Source organism: Dellaglioa sp. CoH-56-MRSF-10, assembly GCF_056782175.1.
In genome coordinates, this window is record NZ_JBXAYF010000019.1 from 1 (window position 1) to 613 (window position 613).

Annotated in this window: 1 protein-coding gene; it reads left to right on the forward strand. The window is 55.8% G+C overall.

All coding sequences use genetic code 11. The features are described from left to right. The coding region (locus tag AC1RP4_RS07610) for a hypothetical protein (protein ID WP_481763213.1) at positions 1-424 on the forward strand (424 nt) is incomplete at its 5' end. Positions 425-613: the final 189 nt, after the last annotated feature.

The following is a 613-nucleotide window of genomic DNA, read 5'->3' on the forward strand; positions in this document are numbered from 1 at the left end:
CTTCTCGAAGACGCTTGCTCAGGCTCTCCGAGCGCAGGCGACAAAGGGGACGGAAGAGTACGATCCGGATCGACCGCAGGACCTGTTCGAAGGAATGGCGCACGCTGCTATTCAATCGCTCGTCGAGCAAGGCGCGTACAGTCCTATTCCGACTCGTCTTCATCCCGATCAAGTCGAGTGGGTTGTGAATTCTCTGGGTGAGCTTGGTGTGAAGATCGGCAACCAGTTCTTCTTTCTGTACAAAGGTGAGAGCATCCAGTACTCAACCAACGAAAGCGACTACCACTACCGTCCGGTCGGCAAGCGCGAATTCGGTGAAGTGTGCACTCCCATCAACTACGACGACCCGTGGAAGAGTGGTACTGTTTCGCGTGATGACAGCGATCTGTGGAAACCGCTGCCGATGGCTCCGGAGGAAGAGTGAGTGCCAAGCACCGTTTTCTGACCGCGCTCGTCATCGGAATTCCGGTCTCTTTCCTAGTGTACGGGTGGAATCTGATGACTCTACCGCCCGGCACTTCCTATCGTCAGCTTTCGATGGTCGTGCTCGTCCTGATGCTTATCTTGACGGCTGTCGTAGCCGCGCTGTGTGCTGCGACCAATAGGATGCAGA